Here is a 20,269-nt window from a genome sequence, read left to right as displayed (position 1 = left end):
GTGGGGGTTTTTATTTATTTATCGATCAACTCGCCCCACTGCCGAGTAAAAATAGACTGACCAAAGTTCCACTATTCCAAAGAGAATGTAACAACATCGGGGCGAGGAGATTGCGCGATCGCGTGTAAACCACTCCCAAGACCAAGCCGAGGGTAACCAAGGGCAAAACTTCCGATAAATTTAAGTGGGCGATCGCAAATAACAGACTGCTGAAGATAATAGCGCTCGGAACCGAGAAATATCGCGTCAGGGAAGGGAGTAAGAAACCGCGAAACATGATTTCTTCAAACATCGGCGCCGCCACGGAAGCAGTCAGAAAAAACACCGATAAAGCGAAACTGTCGCGACCTTCGAGGGCGATCGGTAAAATGGGGTTACTGCCGCCGCGTCCCTGCCAGAATTGCTGATTGAGGGCCGAAACCAGGATCACCAAAGGCAACGCCGTCAAATAACCGCCGACGCCCCATAAAATCCAATTCCCCCGCCAGCGAAAGCGGAACCAGCCCTCGGGGAGGGGGAAAAACGAGCGAACCGAGAAATAGAGAACCGACAGACCGCCGCCAGCGAGCATGATGTAACTGGCGAGAATGTAAAGCGCTTGGGTTCGGACGTTTAAACTACCCATCTGCCATCCGAGGGCGCTGGTACCGAGGGAGAGAATCACCGGAACCAGGATTTGACCGACGAAGAAGAAGCCGAGAATCAAGACTTGCCAAATCGTTTCCCAATCCCAGGGAGTTTGCCAGACTTCGTCTTCGTGACGGGCCAAGAGAGCTTCTTTACCTTTGACGAGGCGGGAGATGGCGACAAAGAGCAAGAGAATTAAGCCCAAGACAAAGCCCAATCCCGGCAATCCGGTGAGGAGGGCTAGTTTTAACAGGGCATCCCGTCCGATGTCGGCTTCTTTCGCTTCCAAGGTCGCTAAAGCATCCGGGCGTTGTTGCCGTTGGTAGAGTTCGCGCAGGACTCGATAGCGAAACCAGCCGTCTAAATTTTCGTTAACAATGGCTTCGGTATTGGGTGACAGGCGCGGCGGGTCGCTCCAAATTCCGGTAACCGCTTGGAGTGTTTTTAAAAAACTTGCATTGTTTGCCACCGAGGGGCGATCGCCCAACTGCTGCCAACGCGATCGCCCGGCGGCCACCTGGGACGTGTGAGCCTCAAGGATGCCAATTTTGAGGGTCAACTCGTTGCGTAACGTCTCCAATTTGGCGATCGTCTGGGTTAACTTCGAGGTTTGTGGCGAAACCCCCGATGGGTCTACCAAAGGCGGGGTCGGGGTTTGCGGCACGGTTTGCGGTACGGAAGGATTGACGACGACAGCTTCCTCTAACTGCTGCTGGGCGCGATCGAGATTGTCCTCAACCGATTCGAGGGCGTCTCGATATTGTTTTAACGCCGTTTCGTAGGGAGTGGCCCCGATTAACGTCTCAGTTCCCGCCATTCCCGGTTGTTCTTCCCCAAGCTGCACCTGGGCGGCATGAAGTAATAAATTGGTTTGATACAACTCCAAACGACTTTGAATTTGGGGTTGATTCCAGCTTTCCACCAGGGACACACTCACCAGAAACAAAGCGACCACAGTGAGAAAACTCAAGACCAAGCGCTTGACAATCGTCAACGTCATAAGCAGTTCGGGGTTAACTAAGATCGGGAAGGGGAAATCGGCAGTGGGGAATGGAGAAGCGATCGCTCTTGTATTGTGCAAAATAGCTCGCACTCGTCCCTTGGCCGCCAATGGCGATCGCCAATAGAGAACTATATCAGACTGCCTAACCCTTTCGCCTCTAGCGATCGCCCGGTTGCGATCGCCAGAAACATCGTAAGCCCGTGCCACCGACAAGGTAAAATTCTCCTGACCTTTGCTGTCGCCGGAATTGGCGATCGCCGATTCCCCGCCCTACTCGTTAAATGGAGGAACCACAAACGGCAATGACCCGCGTCATACTCGTCCGCCACGGCCAAAGTACCTACAACATCGAGCATCGCATCCAAGGACGCCTGGACCACTCCACCCTCACCGAGGTCGGACAGACCACGGCGCGTCAAGTTGCCACAGTTCTCGACGGAATTAGCTTCGACGCCATATATAGCAGTCCGCTTCAACGCGCCCGCCAAACCGCAGAAATTATCGCCGCCGAACTCGCCAAACGCGACTCGAAAGCCATTCCCGTGCAGTTTGTCGAAAATTTGCGCGAAATCGACCTCCCCTTATGGGAAGGAATGCTGCGCGACGAAGTACAAACCCAATTTGCCGAAGACTATCGCTGCTGGAAACAGCGCCCCCACGAACTCAAAATGATCGTGGAGACCGACGGCGAAACCCGCGAACATTTCCCCGTCCTCGCCTTGCGCGAACAAGCGAAAGCCTTCTGGGAAGACTTATTAAACCGACACCGCGACGGAACCGTTCTCGTCGTCGCCCATAACGGGATTAACCGTTGCTTACTCAGTACCGCCCTCGGGATCGACGCCAGCGCCTATCACTCCATCCAGCAGTCCAACTGTGGCGTCAGCGTCTTGAACTTTGCCGGAGGTTTGGGCGATACCGTTCAACTCGAATCGATGAACCTCACCCATCACGTCGGCGAGAAATTTCCGAACCCGCGTCCCGGACATCGCGGACCGCGCCTCTTGTTAGTCCGTCACGGCGAAACGGAATGGAATCGCAACGGGCAGTTTCAAGGACAGATCGACGTTCCCCTCAACGAAAACGGGAAAGCTCAAGCCCAGAAAGCGGCAGACTTTCTCAAAGAGGTCGAGATCGATGCGGCGGTCAGCAGTTCGATGTTGCGACCGAAAGAAACTGCCGAAATTATCTTGCAATATCATCCCCAGATCGAACTCAAACTACACGACGGCTTGCGCGAAATCAGTCACGGCTTGTGGGAAGGCAAATTTGAGGCCGAAATCGAGCAAGAATTTCCCGGAATGTTGACCCAGTGGCAGCAGTCCCCGGAAACGGTGCAAATGCCTGAAGGGGAGAACTTGCAAGATGTGTGGCGTCGCGCGATCGCCGCCTGGCGAGAAGTCGTCGAAGCCGCCGAACCGAATACCACGACCTTGGTGGTCGGTCACGACGCGATTAATAAAGCGATTCTCTGTCACTTGTTCGGACTCGGACCGGAACATTTCTGGAATTTCAAACAAGGGAATGGCGCGATTACGGCGATCGACTATCCCAAAGGGGCCGACGGTCCCCCCGTCTTGGAGGCGAGTAATATCACCAGTCATTTCGGCAGTGGGGTGTTAGATAAGACCGCCGCCGGGGCGCTGTAGCCGCCTCCGAACCCCTCTTCCGCCTTGTGTTCCCTATTCCAACCGCACCCACCCATGAGTACGAGTCAACTGATTCAACAGGTCCGCATTCTCGACCCGGTGACCGAACGAGACCAGATCGCCGATATCTGGATTGTCGATGGCGTCATTCGCGCCGTAGACGCCCAATTATCGGAAGCCGTCGGCAGCGATACGGACCGGATCGACGGTCGCGGTTCGATCCTCGGTCCGGGGTTGGTGGATTTATACAGCCATAGCGGCGAACCGGGCTTTGAGGAACGCGAAACCCTCGTCTCTCTCCAGCAAGCGGCGTGGGCCGGGGGATTTACTCGGGTGGCGGTTTTGCCGGATACGGTTCCGGTTCTGGATAACCCGGCGGGGTTGTCGTTCGTGCGCCGTCGGGTCGAGGAGGGGAATTTAGAAGGAAATCAGCCGCAACTGGGGTTCTGGGGGGCGCTGACCCTAGGTGGGAAGGGCGAACAGATGAGCGAGTTGGCCGAGTTGGCGGCGGCGGGGATTGTCGGCTTTGCGGACGATCGCCCGATGGAGCATTTGGGACTGTTGCGCCGGATTTTAGAATATATCGGCCCGTTGGGTAAACCCGTGGCCCTGTGGCCCTGTCGCCGGGATTTGGCGGGTAATGGGGTGGCGCGCGAGGGGTCGGCGTCGGTGCGCTTGGGTCTGCCCGGACATCCGGCGATCGCGGAAACCTCGGCCCTGTCGGCGTTGTTGGAACTGGTGGAGGCGATCGCCACTCCGGTACATATCATGCGCGTTTCCACCGCCCGCAGCGTCGAATTAATCGCCCACGCCAAGGGGCGCGGGGTTCCGGTCACGGCGAGTACGTCTTGGATGCACTTACTCCTGGATACGGAAGCCCTGGCGAGTTACGATCCGTCCCTGCGTTTGGATCCGCCCCTGGGCAATCCGGGCGATCGCCGCGCCTTAATTCAAGGGATCGACGACGGCACGATCGACGCGATCGCCATCGACCATCGGGGTTATACTTACGAGGAGAAAACTGTCGCCTTTTCCGAGGCCCCGGCGGGGGCGATCGGTCTGGAGTTGGCGTTACCGTTATTGTGGCAGCAGTTGGTCGCGACGGCAAAACTTTCGCCTCTGAGGTTGTGGAAGGCGTTGAGTCTCGCCCCCGCGCGCTGCTTGCAGCAAGAGTTCCGGGCGATCGCCCCCGGAGAAGCCGCCGAGTTGACCTTATTCGACCCGCAAACCACCTGGACCGCCGACGGGCGATCGCTGTGCTCGCTTTCTCACAATACTCCTTGGCTCGGACAAACGATAACGGGTCGGGTGGCGCGATCGTGGCTCAAAAAATAGAATGAATATTTTATACTGGCACAGTATAAAACACGCCCTCAATCTCAAATCTCAAATCTCAAATCTCAAATCCCCACTCCCCCGTCCCAGTTGTCCGAAAGCCCCTCCATATAGAAGAATGAGTAAGGCTAACCCAGGAGTTGGAGAATATCCGTGAGTCAGGAATTTGATTACGATTTACTCATTATCGGAGCCGGAGTAGGCGGTCACGGTGCTGCCGTTCATGCCGTCGGTTGCGGTCTGAAAACCGCCATTGTCGAAGCCGGGGATATGGGCGGAACTTGTGTCAATCGCGGTTGCATCCCTTCAAAAGCACTGTTGGCGGCGTCCGGTCGGGTGCGCGAGTTGCGCGACGCCCATCACTTGCAAACTCTGGGAATTCAACTCGGGGGCGTCAACTTCGATCGCGCGGCGATCGCCGAACACGCCAACAACACCGTATCGAAACTACGCGGCGATTTAACCAAAAGCTTGCAACGTCTCGGCGTCGATACCATCGAAGGCTGGGCCAAGCTGGCGGGCTTAAATAAAGTCAAGATCGAAACCGCCGACGGCCAAAAAATTGTTACCGCTAAAGATATTATCCTCGCCCCCGGTTCGGTGCCGTGGGTGCCCCCCGGAATTGTCGTAGACGGCAAAACCGTGTTTACCAGCGACCAGGCGGTTCGCCTCGAAAGTCTGCCCCAGTGGGTCGCCATTATTGGCAGTGGCTATATCGGTTTGGAATTTGCCGATATTTACACCGCGTTAGGGTCGGAAATTACCCTGATCGAAGCCCTAGACCAGTTGATGCCCACTTTCGATCCGGATATTGCCAAACAAGCGCAACGGGTCTTAATCGGTCCGCGTGATATCGAAACCCGGGTGGGACAGTTGGCGATGAAGGTCACCCCCGGATCTCCCGTGGTCATTGAATTGGCGGACGCCAAAACTAAAAAAGTTACGGAAATTCTCGAAGTCGATGCCTGTTTGGTGGCTACGGGACGGATTCCGGCCACTAAAAACCTCGGGTTGGAATCGGTGGGGGTCGAAACCGATCGCCGGGGATTCCTTCCCGTAGACGATCGCCTCCACCTGATGGCGGGAGAGAATACCTTGGGCAATATTTGGGCGATCGGCGATGCGACGGGCAAAATGATGTTAGCTCACACCGCCTCAGCCCAGGGAATTGCAGTGGTGGAAACCATTTGCGGGCGCGATCGCGTCGTCAACTATCGCAGCATCCCGGCGGCGGCGTTTACCCATCCCGAAATTAGTTTTGTGGGCTTGACGGAACCCGCCGCGAAAGAATTGGGTCAAGCAGAAGGATTCGAGGTCGCCTCGGTGAGAACCTATTTCAAAGGGAACTCGAAGGCGATCGCCGAAGGGGAAACCGACGGATTGGCCAAAGTTATTTATCGTCAAGATAACGGCGAAATCCTCGGCGTTCACATCTTCGGCTATCACGCGGCAGACTTGATTCAAGAAGCCGCCAATGCGATTTCCACAGGTCAATCGGTTCGCGAGTTAGCATTCTCGGTGCATACCCATCCCACGCTTTCCGAAGTCCTCGACGAAGCCTATAAGCGTGCGGCTATGGCGCATTAGAACGGGATCCTCACTCGGGAGTCAGAACCGAAACAGGGACGAGAACAACGTCCTTCTGACTCCCGAGTGTCCCCCATCTAAACTCTAAAATCTAAAATTCCCTCAAATTCCCCGATCTCCATGCACAACATCCGTCGTCGTCCCCCCAATCCTCCGGTTGATGTCCAATCCCTGCGTTATCAGGTTCGCTTACCCGACAGTCAACCCCGCCATATCTTAGAAGAGATTGTCTGGCATAAAGAAACAGAAGTCGAACAACGGCGCCAAACGCTTTCGTTAGTGGAACTGCAGCGTCAAGTGTTGAGTGCTCCGTCGCCTCGGGACTTTTTAGGGGCGCTTCAAAAGGCGGCGAAAAAGCCCGCCGCGATCGCCGAAATTAAGAAAGCGTCCCCCTCTAAAGGCGTCATTCGCGAGGAATTCGACCCGGTGGCGATCGCCCGCGCTTACGAAAAAGGCGGCGCCTCGTGCCTCTCCGTCCTCACCGACGAAAAGTTTTTCCAGGGTAGTTTCGACTACCTGCGTCAAGTGCGCGAAGCCGTCGAGTTGCCCCTCTTGTGCAAAGACTTTCTCATTTATCCCTATCAAATTTATCTGGCGCGGACTTGTGGCGCCGATGCGATTTTACTGATCGCCGCCGTTCTCCCCGATGTGGATTTGCAGTATTTCGTAAAAATTGCCAACGCCCTCGGGATGACGCCCCTCGTCGAAGTTCACACGATTGAAGAACTAGATAGAGTTTTAGCGATCGAGGGCGTGCGTTTAGTTGGAGTCAACAATCGTAACTTAGAAAATTTTACAGTAGACTTGCAAACCACCGCCCAACTGGCCCAAGCCCGCGCCCAACAACTCGAAGAGCGCGGCATTCTCTTAGTGAGCGAGTCGGGATTGCACCAGCCCCAAGACTTGCAGCAAGTCGCCCAAGCGGGGGCCGGAGCCGTGCTGATTGGCGAAGCCTTGATGAAGCAATCCGATCCCGGTGCGGCGTTAGCTCGACTGTTGAGTTAGGGAACTCCCCGCCCGAGCCTCGCGATCGCCTCGGTCCCAGAAATCGAGGCACCGTGGTAAGATAGACCTACATTTTCGCAAGCGTCGAAAACCCGTCTGGGTGGGGCTTAGCATCCCGTGACGACGACGATAATGCGTCGGCAGCAAAGACGATCCAACGGCGAGCGGCTCGATTCGCGCAAAAGGTCAAAACCATCCGTAAGCATCCTCGCTTATCCGGTTGTGCGAGAGCGTGTTGAATTGGCCTCAACGTCCGCACTGCGGTAAGAAAGTGTTCGAGTTCCTCCCTCGATTCCCGGCGACCCTAGCCCGGGGAACCGTTCAAGAGGGGAAGGAATGGGAGCGTTTACCGGGGAAGCGGTCAACCCCGCCCCGTTTTCTCGCGATCGCTTTGAGGACGGGTTGCTGTCAAGATCCCAGACAATTCTCGTGGCGGGAGTCCCCAAGCCAAACCTGAAGCATGGATCCAATTCCCCTTCCTTCCCCAATTCACTACGAACTGATCTTGCAACTGTTAGAACGGCAAACTTTGTTTTCGCTGAGTCCTCACAGTCGAGAACGCGAGCAAGTTCAACAGCTTATTATCACCCTTCGCAAGGCTCTGGCCCAACAGAAGCAATTTGAAGCCAGTTGTCAGCGCGAGAATCTGCCGATCGAGCATCGCTGGTCTCTCAATGAGGTGAGTGGAAGCCGGACGAGAGCCTCGAATACTGAAGATCGCGACCCCCTCCCACCGATTTAAGCGGTAGCGGGCGATCGCCGATCTCGGTACGTCCCCCCAGATTACCCAAAAAACTGGGTTGAAAACCCCGTCCTTCTAGGACGGCTTTGTGTTTGAATTAAAAACAGGTTGCCGACCGTGAGAACGATGAGGAAACAGGTTTAAGGTCCTACTGCGCGATCTCAAAAGCCTAACAGTCAATGGTCTAAAAGTCAGTCCAAACTGCAAGGACGCCAAGCCATGAAATAGGGTAGGGCATACCCAAATTTACGCTTGTGGGAGTGACTCGTTAAGAGGCTTGCTTGAGAGAGTGTAGTCGAGTCAGACATGAAACTGTAAGACCAAAGTTGACCTAGATCGATAGAGGCAAGATTCAGCCCAAGAATCCCCGCACTTCTAGGGCGGGGAGTGTCAATTTTCAACGTTAATCGAGCGACAGGACAGATTCAATGGACGACAAGCTGATGCTCATGATTCCTGGCCCGACTCCGGTGCCAGAACAAGCATTGCTCGCTTTAGCAAAACACCCCATCGGTCACCGCAGTAAGCCCTTTGAAGCGGTCATCGCCGATTGTACCGAGGGGTTGAAATGGCTGCATCAAACTCAAAGCGACGTGTTGATGCTGACCGCCTCGGGAACGGGGGCGATGGAAGCGGGAATCATTAACTTTCTCAGTGCGGGCGATCGCGTCTTAGTCGGTACCAACGGCAAATTTGGCGAACGTTGGGCCGAAGTCGCCACCGCCTACGGTCTCAACGTCGAAACGATTACCGCCGAGTGGGGAACCCCCCTCGACCCGGAACAGTTCCGCGAAAAACTCGAAGCCGATACCGCCAAAGAAATTAAAGCGGTCATCCTCACCCACAGCGAAACTTCGACGGGGATCCTCAACGACCTCGAAACGATTAACCGCCACGTCAAAGCTCACGGCGAAGCCCTCATCATCGTCGATGCGGTGACCAGCCTCGGCGCCGCCAGCGTTCCCATCGATGCATGGGGTCTCGACGTGGTTGCCTCCGGTTCCCAAAAAGGGTACATGATTCCCCCCGGTTTGGGCTTTGTCGCCGTCAGTACCAAAGCTTGGGAGGCTTATAAAACGGCAACGTTGCCCCGCTATTACCTGGATTTAGGGAAATACAAGAAAGCGACGGATAAAAATAGCAGCCCGTTCACCCCTCCGGTGAATTTGATGTTTGCCTTGCAGGCGACTTTGAAGATGATGCGCGCCGAAGGTTTGGAACAGATTTTCCAACGTCACGATCGCCTCAAACGCGCCACCCGCGCCGCCGTCAACGCCCTCGGTCTGCCCTTGTTCGCCCCGGACGAGTGCGCCAGTCCCGCCATTACCGCCGTGGCGCCGACGACGGTGGAAGCGGAACAGATCCGCGCGATCGTCCGCAAGCAGTTCGACATCGCCCTCGCCGGGGGACAAGATAGCTATAAAGGGAAGATCTTCCGGATCGGTCACTTAGGCTTTGTCTGCGATCGCGACGTTCTCACGGCAATCGGGGCGATCGAAGCCACCTTACCCCAACTCGGACACGAAAACTTTACCCCCGGTGCGGGGATTGCAGCCGCCTCTAAAGTGCTGGCCGAGTCTTAAGGTAATGGGCGTCAAAGCCGCTTGTTTCTAGCTTTAAAGCACGGGAACTAGCGCAGATCGGACAACGGCGATCGCCATCAAAGCGGCGATCGCCGTTGTTGCATTTCAAAACATACAAAAAAGCCCGAACGCTTCAGGCTTTGAGGGATTGGCTTCCGTGGGGCGATCGGGCAGCTTAGAGGTCGCCGCCGCGCGCCGCCAGCAAAAAGATCACAACCGGGCCAGAGATCACGACCAAAGCTAAACAAGTCAACTGCAGGATCGCCTCAAAGTTGAGGTTGTTGACCAAATTCGTTAAAAAATCCATATTTCCTAATCTTCTCCCTATGTGGCCTAAACAATTGACACTCCCCGACCTCAAGGTAAGGGGATTCTCGCTTCATCGGGAGTCCGACGACTTTCCCCTCGGCGAGCTTCTTGACCGTGTGCCCCACGGCTGCAAAACCTATGTCAAGTTAAAATCCGCCATCGATTTTACAATCTTGCGGGTCTTTTTTATTAAGGAAGTTTACAAAACTCTAGAAAATGCAAGGAAGAAACCCAGCAAAACCGCAGTGTTGTAGCCATCTTCCCCACGCCCCCTGTGGTCCGCTCATCTTACCCGCGCCCCTCGCTCCCAAGTCCCCCCTAAAGCTTATAATTGGGGAGAGACTCCCAATCCTTTCGCCCTCCGGAATTTGCTTGTGGCTACTTGGCAATGTGTAGAACGCTGCGGGGCTTGCTGTCATCTCGACCCGAGCGATCGCCCCGACTTAGAAGACTATTTGACTCCGGAAGAATTACAACAATATCTCAGCATGGTCGGGCCCGACGGCTGGTGTATTAACTACGACGCCGACCGCCGTAAATGCCGAATTTACGACGATCGCCCCCGTTTTTGTAGGGTTCGACCCGATGTATTTGCCGATCTGTACGGGATCGAACCGGAAGAACTCGACGAGTTCGCGATCGAATGCTGCGAACAACAAATAGAAGGAGTTTACGGAGATCGTTCCCTGGAATTAGTGCGCTTTCGACAGGCGGTCGGGATCGTCGAAGCGTGAACCCCGTTGACGGGCGATCGCGCGATCGCATCCCTTGCACTTGTTGCCGATCGGGGTAAGTTTCTGGAAAAATGAAAGAAATCTTAAAATGAAAGACCAGCCCGATTGGGTGACTTTCATTTCCTACTCCGCCCAATAAAGCGCTGACAGCGAAACTATGATTCAACTCCCCTTATTTCAACGGGAAGACGAGAACGAAAACGAGCCGATCGCCGAGATCGCCCCACCCTCGGAAGACGGGCGATCGTCCCTCGCGCCAACTTCGACTCCGACGAGCACAACTGAATCGAATGCGGGCGCCTGGGCCGTATTTGCTTCGACCTTCATCACCATCTTTTTTGCCGAATTTGGCGATAAAACTCAATTAGCGACCTTATTAATTGCCGCCGAATCTCACTCGCCTTGGATCGTCTTTATCGGCGCGGGTTCGGCGTTAGTCGCGACCAGTTTATTAGGGGTTTTAGTCGGTCGCTGGTTGGCGCGTCGGGTCTCTGCGAAAACGATCGAAAAATCTGCCGGAATCGTGTTGTTATTGTTGGCGGCTTCGCTATTTTGGGATATCTTGCGTTAAAGTGCTGGCGATCGCGAGAACGGGTCGGGCGTTAAGGAATTCAAAAAAACAATGGATTGGCAATTATTAAGTTTGAGCTTTATTACCGTATTTTTAGCGGAATTAGGGGATAAAAGTCAGTTGGCGGCGATCGCCCTCGGCGGGAGTTCCAAGCATCCTCGCGCGGTCTTTTTTGGAACGGCGGCGGCGTTATTGGTAACTAGCTTAATCGGGGTATTACTCGGACAAGGCGCGGCGGAATTGCTGCCCCAACGGGCGGTTAAGGCGATCGCGGCGATCGGGTTTACCATTTTAGCCGTGCGCTTGTTATGGTTCGACAGCGAAGCGGAAGAAGAAGACGCCTAGGGGGACAGAGGCGGCGGCGCGATCGCCGTTGGTGGGGATCCCAGCCGTTTAGCCGTTCCGAGATCCCCAGTTCACCATTTTAAAAATGCCGCCTCGGGGCCTTGTTCGCGGCGGATTTTGCCATCTTTTTCAAACCAATCGATAATTTGTTGCGCCGTCAGCGCTTCCATGGGCGTCTCTAAATCGGCGGCAATTTGTTTGAGTAATTTTAAAGAAGAAATCGTCAATCGGGTTAAAAATTTCTCGTGAGACGCCAATAAAGCGCCATCGACGGCGTAGGATTCTTCTTCGGTTAAAAATTGCGCGCCGGGTTGGGGGGATTGCATCGTCATTCCTGTCTGGATTTGTTAACTCCAATTTCGGTAAATCTTGACAAACTTCGCCACAAAATCGCCAAAAAATTGACAAAAATAGCGTTGGGTGCCACGGGGAGGCGATCGCCCCTCCAGCACCGTCAAAACTTTTAGATCTTTTTTAGATCTTATTAACTGTAGATCTTAACAATTCAATGAAAGCGCCAAATTTCAACCTCGCGATCGCGGCGTAATTAAATATCCGCAACGATGTTCGCCGTCGATCATCCAATAAGTCCGCTCTACGGTACAATCCGGGAGGATAGCGGCGAACATTTCCAACTCGTGGCCGCATACACTCGGGAACGATTCGGCCACATTGGAAATCGCGCAGTTGTGTTCCGTCAGGATATAGCGTTGCACCTTATCCCCATTATTGGGTTCGATCGCGTGCCATTCCGCCATATAGCCTTCCGCTTTACGCAATTCGACCAGCGCCGCCACCCGTTCTCCCAACGGGCGATCGCCCAACCGAGAACGATACTCGACCGCCTTGCGTTCCCACTGCTTTCGCAAAATCGTCGTGACTTGATCCTCGCCCACCGTTTCCGCCAACGTATCGAGCAAGGATACCGCAAAATCATCGTAACGATTGGGAAAGCGATCGCGACCCTTGTGGGTCAGCTCGTACATGTGCTGCGGGCGCCCCATCCCCACCTGAACCGCCTTGTGAGCGATCGATCCCTCCGCTTCTAAATCCTTCAAATGACGGCGGATCGCCTGGGGACTGATCGCCAAAATCTCCGCCAAATCCTGAGCCGTTGCCCGCCCGTGTTTGAGTAAATGTTGCAAGATATCTTCTTTCGTCGAAGGCTGCTGCGTCGTCGTCATTATTCTTGCCCGTAATCGCTTACCAAAAGGTCGATGGAAAATCACTCCAGACTTTGACAACATCATTGTTGTTAAAGTAACCTAAAGTTAAAGTTAAGCAACAACCATGTTGTTTTACACCCTATTATATATAGACGAGATTCGTTTGCCCTATCATTTCCCCGGATAATGACCCTTGAGAATCAGACCCAGCAGGCCACCGACAAAAGCCTAGAGGCCATGCGGTATTTCTCCGAAACCTATGCCCAACGCACCGGAACCTACTTCTGTGCGGACCCAGGCGTCACGGCAGTTGTCATCGAAGGGCTGGCTCGCCATAAAGACGAACTCGGCGCACCCTTATGTCCTTGTCGCCATTATGAAGATAAAGAAGCGGAAGTCAAGGCCGCCTATTGGAACTGTCCGTGCATTCCCATGCGCGAACGCAAAGAATGCCACTGCATGTTATTTCTAACCTCAGACAACGACTTCGCGGGCGATCGCCAAGAAATTAGCTTCAAACAGATTCGCGCCACAACCGACGGATATTGAACACTCGACCTGTTGCAAAATTGTCAAAAGCTCCGTCCTTTAAGAGACTTGATTCCCTAATTTTGCAGCAGCTCTACCAAAAATAGGGTCAGCCGAAACGTCAATCGTCAAAAATACTTAAAATTAATCCCCCTCGACCTTCGGCCTTTGGTTTCGATCCCCACCCGACCCGCTTTGAGATCCTTGAGAACCTGACTTAGAGAACACTAGAGAACACTGACGATGAGTGCAACCGCCAAAACCTTAGTCAACCAACCTTACAAATACGGATTCGTCACCGACATCGAATCCGACAGCCTCCCCCCCGGCTTAAACGAAGACGTCGTGCGTAAAATCTGGGCCCTCAAACAAGAACCCGAATTTATGCTCGACTTTCGGCTCAAAGCTTATCGCCAGTGGGAAAAAATGCAAGAACCCAACTGGCCCCACGTCAACTATCCCCCCATCGACTACCAAAAAATCGTTTACTACTCCGCCCCCAAGAAAAAAGACAAACTCAACAGCCTCGAAGAAGTCGATCCCGCGATCCTCGAAACCTTCGAGAAACTCGGCATCCCCTTATCCGAACAAAAACGCCTCAGTAACGTCGCCGTAGACGCCGTATTCGATAGCGTCTCCGTCGCCACCACCTTTAGAGAAAAACTCGCTGAATCCGGAGTCATCTTCTGCTCGATCTCCGAAGCCGTGCGCGAATACCCCGACCTGATCCAAAAATACCTCGGCAGCGTCGTCCCCGTCGGCGACAACTACTTCGCCGCCCTCAACAGCGCCGTTTTCAGCGACGGTTCCTTCGTCTACATTCCCAAAGGCGTCAAATGTCCGATGGAACTGTCCACCTATTTTCGCATCAACAACGGCGAATCGGGTCAGTTCGAGCGCACCTTAATCGTCGCCGAAGACAATAGCTACGTCTCCTATCTCGAAGGCTGCACCGCGCCGATGTTCGACACCAACCAACTGCACGCCGCCGTCGTCGAACTCGTCACCCTCGACAACGCCGAAATCAAATACTCCACCGTGCAGAACTGGTACGCCGGAGACGAAAACGGGAAAGGCGGAATCTACAACTTCGTCACCAAACGGGGACTGTGCAAAGGTAAAAACTCGAAAATTTCCTGGACCCAAGTCGAAACGGGCTCGGCGATTACCTGGAAATATCCCAGTTGTGTTTTAGTCGGGGATAACTCCGTCGGCGAATTCTACTCCGTGGCCCTGACCAACAACAAACAACAAGCCGACACCGGAACCAAAATGGTGCATATCGGCAAAAATACGCGCAGCACGATTATTTCTAAAGGCATTTCCGCCGGAAACTCCGCCAACAGCTATCGCGGTTTGGTAAAAATGGGGCCGAAATCCGACGGGTCGCGCAACTATTCCCAATGCGACTCGATGCTGATTGGGGATAGCGCCGAAGCGAACACCTTCCCCTACATCGACGTACAAAACGATAATGCCAAGGTCGAACACGAAGCCTCGACCTCGAAGATTGGCGAAGACCAACTCTTCTACTTCTCTCAACGGGGAATTTCCGCAGAAGATGCGGTGACGATGATGATTAGCGGCTTCTGCAAGGACGTATTTAACCAGTTGCCGATGGAATTTGCCGTAGAGGCAGATCGCTTGTTGAGCCTCAAATTAGAAGGTTCGGTCGGGTAGGGAAACTCGGGAATCGGGAATCGGGAATCGGACCGGACGATCTTTTTCCCCTCTCAACCCTCAAACTCCCTGTTTCCCGACTCCCCACTTTCCTTTCCCCCGCCTTCCCCCCTCATTGTTTATTCACGGAGTAATGTTCAGCGCAAATGATTGTAGAAAATAGCGAAGTCATTCTGTCCGTTCGCGATCTCAGAGCCGAAGTAGACGGGAACGAAATTCTCAAAGGATTGAGCCTGGAAATTAAAGCGGGTGAAATTCACGCGATTATGGGACCGAACGGGTCTGGAAAAAGTACCTTATCGAAAGTTTTAGCCGGACATCCCGCCTATGTCGTGACCGGGGGCGAAGTGGTGTTTAAGGGGCAAAACTTACTCGATCTCGAACCGGAACAGCGATCGCTGGCGGGGATTTTCTTAGCCTTCCAATATCCGTTAGAAATTCCGGGAGTGAGTAATCTGGACTTCTTGCGGGTGTCTTACAATGCGCGACGCAAACATGAAGGGTTAGAAGAACTCGATGCGTTTGACTTCGACGAATTAATTCAAGAAAAACTGGAAATTGTCAAGATGAATCCGGCTTTCTTGAATCGCAGCCTCAATGAGGGATTCTCCGGTGGGGAGAAAAAGCGCAATGAGATTTTGCAAATGGCGCTGTTAGAGCCGAGTTTGGCGATTTTGGACGAAACGGATTCGGGTTTGGATATCGACGCGCTCAAGATCGTGGCGAATGGGGTCAATCAGTTGGCGTCGGCGGACAATGCGATGCTGGTCATCACTCACTACCAACGGCTGCTCAATTACATCGTGCCGGATATCGTCCACGTGATGGAAGCGGGACGGATTGTGACCAGTGGGACGAAAGAATTGGCCGAAGAGTTGGAAAACCGAGGCTATGACTGGGTGAAAGAAGAGCTGACGGCGAAGGCGGGAGTGTAATGAGTATCCAAGTATCTGCGAAGCCTGAATTATCTTATCTCGACGGGTTGCTGTCGGAGGCGATCGGCGGTGCGACGAAGGTGGTGCCGGAGAATTATGCGATCGCCCCGGAAACCGCAGCCTGGTTGCAACAAGTCCGCGATAATGCGGCAACTTGGGTGCGCGAGTTGGCGATTCCGACGACGAAGGACGAGGAATGGCGTTTTACGGACCTGTCGCCGTTGCTGGCGGTGAATTTTGAGGCGGGTAAGCCTCTGGTGTTGCCGTCGGAAGCGTTAACCCCGTTTGAGTTATCTCAAGAAGCGAGTCGGGTGACCTTTGTCAACGGGGTGTACGCGCCGCAATTGTCGAAAGTGACCGCTTTACCCGACGGGGTGTTTGTCGGTAGTTTAGGACAGTTACCGCCGCGATTGCGCGATCGCCTCGCCGACTATCTGACGGCGCAAGAAGGGGGGAAAGAAGTGTTTACCGCCCTCAATACCTCCGGATTGGTGGATGCGGCGGTGGTGTGGTTGCCGAAAAATGCGATCGTCGAAACCCCGATACAATTCTTGTTTTTAGCGACTAACGGCGAAACTGCGTCTCTGATTCAACCGCGCGCTTTGGTGGTGGCGGAAAGTGGGAGTGCTTGCACCTTACTCGAAGAATACGTCGTCGCCGAACGGGAATGGTGCGATAACGTCAAACACGGTCAACCCTATTTCACCAATGCGGTCACCGAGATCTGGTTGGGAGACAACGCCCAAGTGAAGCACGCCCGCATCCAAAGGGAAGCCCACAACGCTTTTCATATCGGCAAGACGGCGATCGCCCAAGGTCGAGACAGTCATTACGAATGCACCGCCGTCTCTACCGGGGCAAAACTGGCGCGCCACCATCTCGACGTGTTCCAAAAAGGAGAAGGCACCCATACCGTACTCAATGGCTTGAGTGTGGTACGCGGGGAACAAGTGGCGGATACTCATAGCGCGATCGCCCTCAACTATCCCCACGGTAGCAGCCAACAACTGCACAAAACCATTGTGGACGATCGCGCCCAAAGCGTCTTTAACGGGAAAGTCTTCGTCCCCAAACCCGCCCAACTCACCGACGCGAGCCAACTCAACCGCAATTTACTGCTCTCGCCGAAAGCACGGGTTCACACCAAACCGCAACTGCAAATCACCGCCGACAACGTCAAATGTTCCCACGGCGCCACGGTCAGCCAACTCGAAGAAGACGAACTCTTCTACCTTCGCAGTCGCGGCTTAGACCCCAACACCAGCCGTAATTTACTGGTAGACGGCTTCGCGGGCGAAATTCTCGATCGCCTCCCCCTCAAACGGTTACAAACCCGTCTCGCCCGTTGTATTGCCTGCCGGACCGACAATTCTTAAACCCGATCCCGCTTTCTCGACTCCCGGGAAAGCGGGACGATTCCCTTCGACGATTCCCTTTATTGTGCAGATGTGATGGTAGTTACTCAACATAGAACCCTAGCCGATCGCGTGCGCGCCGATTTCCCCATCTTGACTCAGGAAGTCAACGAACGCCCCTTAGTCTATTTGGACAATGCGGCGACCTCCCAAAAGCCGATCGCCGTCCTCGACGCCTTACGCCACTATTACGAATGCGATAACGCCAACGTCCATCGCGGCGTGCATACCCTCAGCGCCCGCGCCACCGACGCTTACGAAGCCGCCCGCGAAAAAGTCGCCCGCTTCGTCAATGCGGCGAGTTCGCAAGAAATCGTCTACACCCGCAACGCCAGCGAAGCAATTAACTTAGTCGCCTACAGTTGGGGGTTAAATACCCTCACAGCCGGGGATGAGGTCATCCTCACGGTGATGGAACACCACAGCAATTTAGTCCCCTGGCAGTTGGTGGCCCAGAAAACTGGGGCCGTTCTCAAGTTTGTCGAACTCGGCGAGACCCAAGGCTTCGACCTCGACCAGTATCGCCGCTTGCTCTCGGAAAAGACCAAGCTGGTCTCGGTGGTTCACGCTTCCAATACCCTCGGTTGCGTCAATCCGGTGCAAGAGATCGCCCGACTCGCCCACGAGGTGGGGGCGAAGGTGTTAATCGATGCCTGTCAGAGCGTCCCTCACATGCCGATCGACGTGCAGGAGATCGATTGCGATTGGTTGGTGGCGTCGGGTCATAAAATGTGCGCGCCGACGGGGATCGGCTTTTTATACGGGAAACTGCACGTCCTGCGATCGATGCCCCCGTTTTTAGGCGGCGGCGAAATGATTGCCGATGTCTTTCTCGACCATTCGACTTATGCGGACGTTCCCCACAAGTTCGAGGCGGGAACTCCGGCGATTGCGGAGGCGATCGCCCTCGGCGCCGCCGCCGATTACTTGAGCGAGCTGGGGATGGAGAATATTTATGCCTACGAGAAACAGCTCACGAGTTATCTGTTCGAGCAGTTAAATCAAATCCCCGAAGTCAAGGTATACGGACCGCAACCGAATGCGGACGGCTCCGGAAGAACGGCTTTAGCGTCGTTTACTTGTGGTAACGTTCACCCCCACGACTTATCGACGATTTTGGATCGCGCCGGGGTGGCGATTCGCGCCGGACACCACTGCACTCAACCCCTGCATCGGGCGCTCGGCGCCCAGTCTACGGCCCGCGCGAGTTTGTATTTTTACAATACCCGAGAAGAAATCGATGTCTTTATTGCCGCGCTTAAAGAGGCGATCGACTTCTTCGGCGATATTTTTGGGGCTTAGTGGTACATCTCCTAACTCTTTTCAACCCGCTTCAAGCGGGTTTTTTTTGTTGGAAGTGTTCTACAGTAAAATAGCAACTTTCTAAAATCGCGCAGAATTTGGCGGATCGCGCGAATCTGAGATCGAGGGTTGGACTGCGATCGCGATCGCCCGGGGCGGCTTTAGGAGAGAATCACTAGAGTTTTCCGAATTGAAGTCTTATGCATGACAGTAGTTTGAAAAGGATTGCCAACCGTCTGACCAAAACGCTTAATTGCGATGTTTTTATCAAGCAAACTCTGGAACATTTGAGAACGGCTTTGCACGTCGATCGCGTCATTTTATATTATTTTTATTCTCACTGGCGCGGACAGATTACCTGCGAGGCGATCGCCGAACCGCAGTTTTCAATTGTCGGACGGCGCGGACCGGATGACTGTTTTAGCGATGATTATGCCGCCCTTTACACAGCCGGACGAGTTCGGGCAATCTCTAATATCGAAACCGCAAATATAGACCCCTGTCACCGCGATTTACTGCTAGAATTTCACGTCAAAGCGAATTTGGTGGTTCCCATCGTCACTGAAAAAGGATTGTGGGGACTGTTAATCGCCCATCAATGTCAGTCTACTAAAGAATGGTCCTCTCAAGAAATCGAAATGATGCAAAAAAATGCTCGAAAATTAGCAGAAGCTGCAGTCATTCGCGAAAGTTAGATCCAGTTCTTGTTTAATGTAATTGTATTCTAATTCTTTTTGCCGTTATTACTTTCTGACGGGCAAGATGCCCGCCGTCTGGACTTCTCACTCCCTATTGCCCACTCCATGCACCCTACCGAACCGATTATCATTGCTCGCGACGTTCATAAATGGTATGGAAAGTTCCACGCCCTCAAAGGTGCCAATTTAACCGTCAGTCGCGGGGAAGTCGTCGTCATTATGGGGCCTTCGGGTTCGGGAAAATCGACATTGATCCGAACCTTTAATGCCCTCGAATCTTATCAAAAAGGTAAAGTTTCTATCGACGGGATCGAATTATCCGACGATTTAAAAAATATCGAAGCCATTCGCCGAGAAGTGGGGATGGTTTTTCAACAATTTAATTTATTTCCCCATTTAACGGTGTTGGAAAATGTCACTTTAGCGCCGCGATGGGTTCGCAAGCGATCGCCCGGACAAGCAGAAACAGAAGCCTTACAATTGCTCGATCGCGTCGGAATTGTCGAACAAGCAGGGAAATATCCCGGACAACTTTCGGGAGGACAACAGCAACGGGTGGCGATCGCCCGCGCCTTAGCTATGCAACCGAAAATCATGTTATTTGACGAACCCACTTCCGCCCTCGATCCGGAAATGGTGCGCGAAGTTCTCGACGTGATGAAAACACTAGCAAAATCGGGCGGTATGACGATGGTAGTGGTCACTCACGAGGTCGGTTTTGCCCGAGAAGTGGCCGATCGCGTGGTCTTGATGGATGGCGGTATCGACATTGAAGAAGCAACGCCAAAGGAGTTTTTCCAATCGCCAAAGTTAGAACGAACGCGCCAATTTCTATCTCAAATTTTATAAAAAAATCAGAGACAATACAGCACTCGGGCGTCTGATGAGGGAGAGTACCGATCCGGGGGGGAACGAGGAAAGTAGGGGTTGGGTTACCAAACCCCTACCTGGCGAGGGGGATTTAGGGGGATCTAAATGTCTTGCATACAGCGTTTCCCTAACCAGAGAAGTACACATAAACCTTACTACATCAGGACTTCAGTCATAACTTTGTA

The 20,269-nt window shown here is 53.7% G+C and carries 20 protein-coding genes; 16 read left to right on the top strand and 4 right to left on the bottom strand.

Going from position 1 to position 20,269, the window contains the following annotated elements; genetic code table 11:
• Positions 1–25: 25 nt before the first annotated feature.
• Positions 26–1,837, bottom strand: coding sequence for a CPBP family intramembrane glutamic endopeptidase (locus tag JJD41_RS20490; RefSeq protein WP_370583909.1), 1,812 nt, complete (start codon positions 1,835–1,837; stop codon positions 26–28).
• 95 nt (positions 1,838–1,932) lie between these two features.
• On the opposite strand from JJD41_RS20490, the gene JJD41_RS20485 reads away from it, so the two are divergent.
• The 6 genes from JJD41_RS20485 to JJD41_RS20460 all read left to right on the top strand — a co-directional run bounded on the left by JJD41_RS20485 (position 1,933) and on the right by JJD41_RS20460 (position 9,531).
• A complete protein-coding gene (locus JJD41_RS20485; RefSeq protein WP_200669383.1) occupies positions 1,933–3,279 on the top strand; it encodes a histidine phosphatase family protein in 1,347 nt (448 codons plus the stop codon).
• 54 nt (positions 3,280–3,333) lie between these two features.
• Positions 3,334–4,614: a dihydroorotase gene (locus tag JJD41_RS20480; protein ID WP_200669382.1), complete on the top strand. Its 1,281-nt coding sequence runs from the start codon at positions 3,334–3,336 to the stop codon at positions 4,612–4,614.
• Positions 4,615–4,767: 153 nt separating this feature from the next.
• Positions 4,768–6,201, top strand: coding sequence for a dihydrolipoyl dehydrogenase (lpdA, locus tag JJD41_RS20475; protein ID WP_200669381.1), 1,434 nt, complete (start codon positions 4,768–4,770; stop codon positions 6,199–6,201).
• Positions 6,202–6,321: 120 nt separating this feature from the next.
• Positions 6,322–7,206 carry an indole-3-glycerol phosphate synthase TrpC gene (gene trpC / locus JJD41_RS20470; RefSeq protein ID WP_200669380.1) on the top strand — a complete coding sequence of 295 codons (885 nt, stop codon included), beginning with the start codon at positions 6,322–6,324 and terminating at the stop codon, positions 7,204–7,206.
• A 460-nt stretch (positions 7,207–7,666) separates the two neighbouring features.
• The gene (locus JJD41_RS20465) at positions 7,667–7,948 is read left to right on the top strand and encodes a DUF5340 domain-containing protein (RefSeq protein WP_200669379.1); all 282 of its coding nucleotides are present in this window, start codon (positions 7,667–7,669) and stop codon (positions 7,946–7,948) included.
• Positions 7,949–8,376: 428 nt separating this feature from the next.
• Entirely contained in the window at positions 8,377–9,531 is a 1,155-nt protein-coding gene (locus JJD41_RS20460; protein WP_200669378.1) for a pyridoxal-phosphate-dependent aminotransferase family protein, read from the top strand.
• Between the two features lie 175 nt (positions 9,532–9,706).
• Here JJD41_RS20460 and psb30 read toward each other — a convergent pair whose 3' ends face one another.
• Positions 9,707–9,838, bottom strand: a complete 132-nt coding sequence (gene psb30 / locus JJD41_RS20455; protein WP_168569885.1) for a photosystem II reaction center protein Ycf12/Psb30 — start codon at positions 9,836–9,838, stop codon at positions 9,707–9,709.
• Positions 9,839–10,214: 376 nt separating this feature from the next.
• Between psb30 and JJD41_RS20450 the strand changes: the two genes are divergently transcribed.
• From JJD41_RS20450 to JJD41_RS20440, 3 genes are all read left to right on the top strand, one after another.
• Positions 10,215–10,574 (top strand): YkgJ family cysteine cluster protein, encoded by a 360-nt coding sequence (locus JJD41_RS20450; protein ID WP_200669377.1) that lies wholly within the window; start codon positions 10,215–10,217, stop codon positions 10,572–10,574.
• Between the two features lie 157 nt (positions 10,575–10,731).
• Positions 10,732–11,145, top strand: a complete 414-nt coding sequence (locus JJD41_RS20445) for a TMEM165/GDT1 family protein (RefSeq protein WP_200669376.1) — start codon at positions 10,732–10,734, stop codon at positions 11,143–11,145.
• Positions 11,146–11,196: 51 nt separating this feature from the next.
• A complete protein-coding gene (locus tag JJD41_RS20440) occupies positions 11,197–11,490 on the top strand; it encodes a TMEM165/GDT1 family protein (RefSeq protein WP_200669375.1) in 294 nt (97 codons plus the stop codon).
• A gap of 71 nt (positions 11,491–11,561) precedes the next feature.
• On the opposite strand, the gene JJD41_RS20435 is transcribed toward JJD41_RS20440, so the two are convergent.
• Both JJD41_RS20435 and sufR read right to left on the bottom strand, forming a co-directional pair.
• Positions 11,562–11,816 carry a hypothetical protein gene (locus JJD41_RS20435; RefSeq protein ID WP_370583908.1) on the bottom strand — a complete coding sequence of 85 codons (255 nt, stop codon included), beginning with the start codon at positions 11,814–11,816 and terminating at the stop codon, positions 11,562–11,564.
• A gap of 198 nt (positions 11,817–12,014) precedes the next feature.
• Positions 12,015–12,674: an iron-sulfur cluster biosynthesis transcriptional regulator SufR gene (sufR, locus tag JJD41_RS20430; protein ID WP_168569879.1), complete on the bottom strand. Its 660-nt coding sequence runs from the start codon at positions 12,672–12,674 to the stop codon at positions 12,015–12,017.
• A gap of 168 nt (positions 12,675–12,842) precedes the next feature.
• Here sufR and JJD41_RS20425 point away from each other — a divergent pair, with 168 nt between their 5' ends.
• The 7 genes from JJD41_RS20425 to JJD41_RS20395 all read left to right on the top strand — a co-directional run bounded on the left by JJD41_RS20425 (position 12,843) and on the right by JJD41_RS20395 (position 20,063).
• Positions 12,843–13,205 (top strand): ferredoxin thioredoxin reductase catalytic beta subunit, encoded by a 363-nt coding sequence (locus JJD41_RS20425; RefSeq protein WP_200669373.1) that lies wholly within the window; start codon positions 12,843–12,845, stop codon positions 13,203–13,205.
• 222 nt (positions 13,206–13,427) lie between these two features.
• Positions 13,428–14,864: a Fe-S cluster assembly protein SufB gene (sufB, locus tag JJD41_RS20420; protein ID WP_200669372.1), complete on the top strand. Its 1,437-nt coding sequence runs from the start codon at positions 13,428–13,430 to the stop codon at positions 14,862–14,864.
• A 146-nt stretch (positions 14,865–15,010) separates the two neighbouring features.
• A complete protein-coding gene (gene sufC / locus JJD41_RS20415; RefSeq protein WP_200669371.1) occupies positions 15,011–15,799 on the top strand; it encodes a Fe-S cluster assembly ATPase SufC in 789 nt (262 codons plus the stop codon).
• Positions 15,799–17,175 carry a Fe-S cluster assembly protein SufD gene (gene sufD / locus JJD41_RS20410; protein WP_200669370.1) on the top strand — a complete coding sequence of 459 codons (1,377 nt, stop codon included), beginning with the start codon at positions 15,799–15,801 and terminating at the stop codon, positions 17,173–17,175. Before sufC ends, sufD begins: the two co-directional genes overlap by 1 nt.
• 75 nt (positions 17,176–17,250) lie before the next feature.
• Positions 17,251–18,516, top strand: a complete 1,266-nt coding sequence (locus JJD41_RS20405) for a SufS family cysteine desulfurase (protein WP_200669369.1) — start codon at positions 17,251–17,253, stop codon at positions 18,514–18,516.
• Positions 18,517–18,716: 200 nt separating this feature from the next.
• Positions 18,717–19,211, top strand: a complete 495-nt coding sequence (locus JJD41_RS20400; protein ID WP_200669368.1) for a GAF domain-containing protein — start codon at positions 18,717–18,719, stop codon at positions 19,209–19,211.
• Positions 19,212–19,319: 108 nt separating this feature from the next.
• Positions 19,320–20,063 carry an amino acid ABC transporter ATP-binding protein gene (locus JJD41_RS20395; RefSeq protein ID WP_200670212.1) on the top strand — a complete coding sequence of 248 codons (744 nt, stop codon included), beginning with the start codon at positions 19,320–19,322 and terminating at the stop codon, positions 20,061–20,063.
• Positions 20,064–20,269 lie beyond the last annotated feature (206 nt).

The sequence above is a fragment of the Oxynema mangrovii CENA135 genome, from assembly GCF_016632315.1.
Classification (GTDB): domain Bacteria; phylum Cyanobacteriota; class Cyanobacteriia; order Cyanobacteriales; family Laspinemataceae; genus Oxynema; species Oxynema aestuarii.
This window is presented reverse-complemented; position numbering and strand designations above follow the sequence as displayed.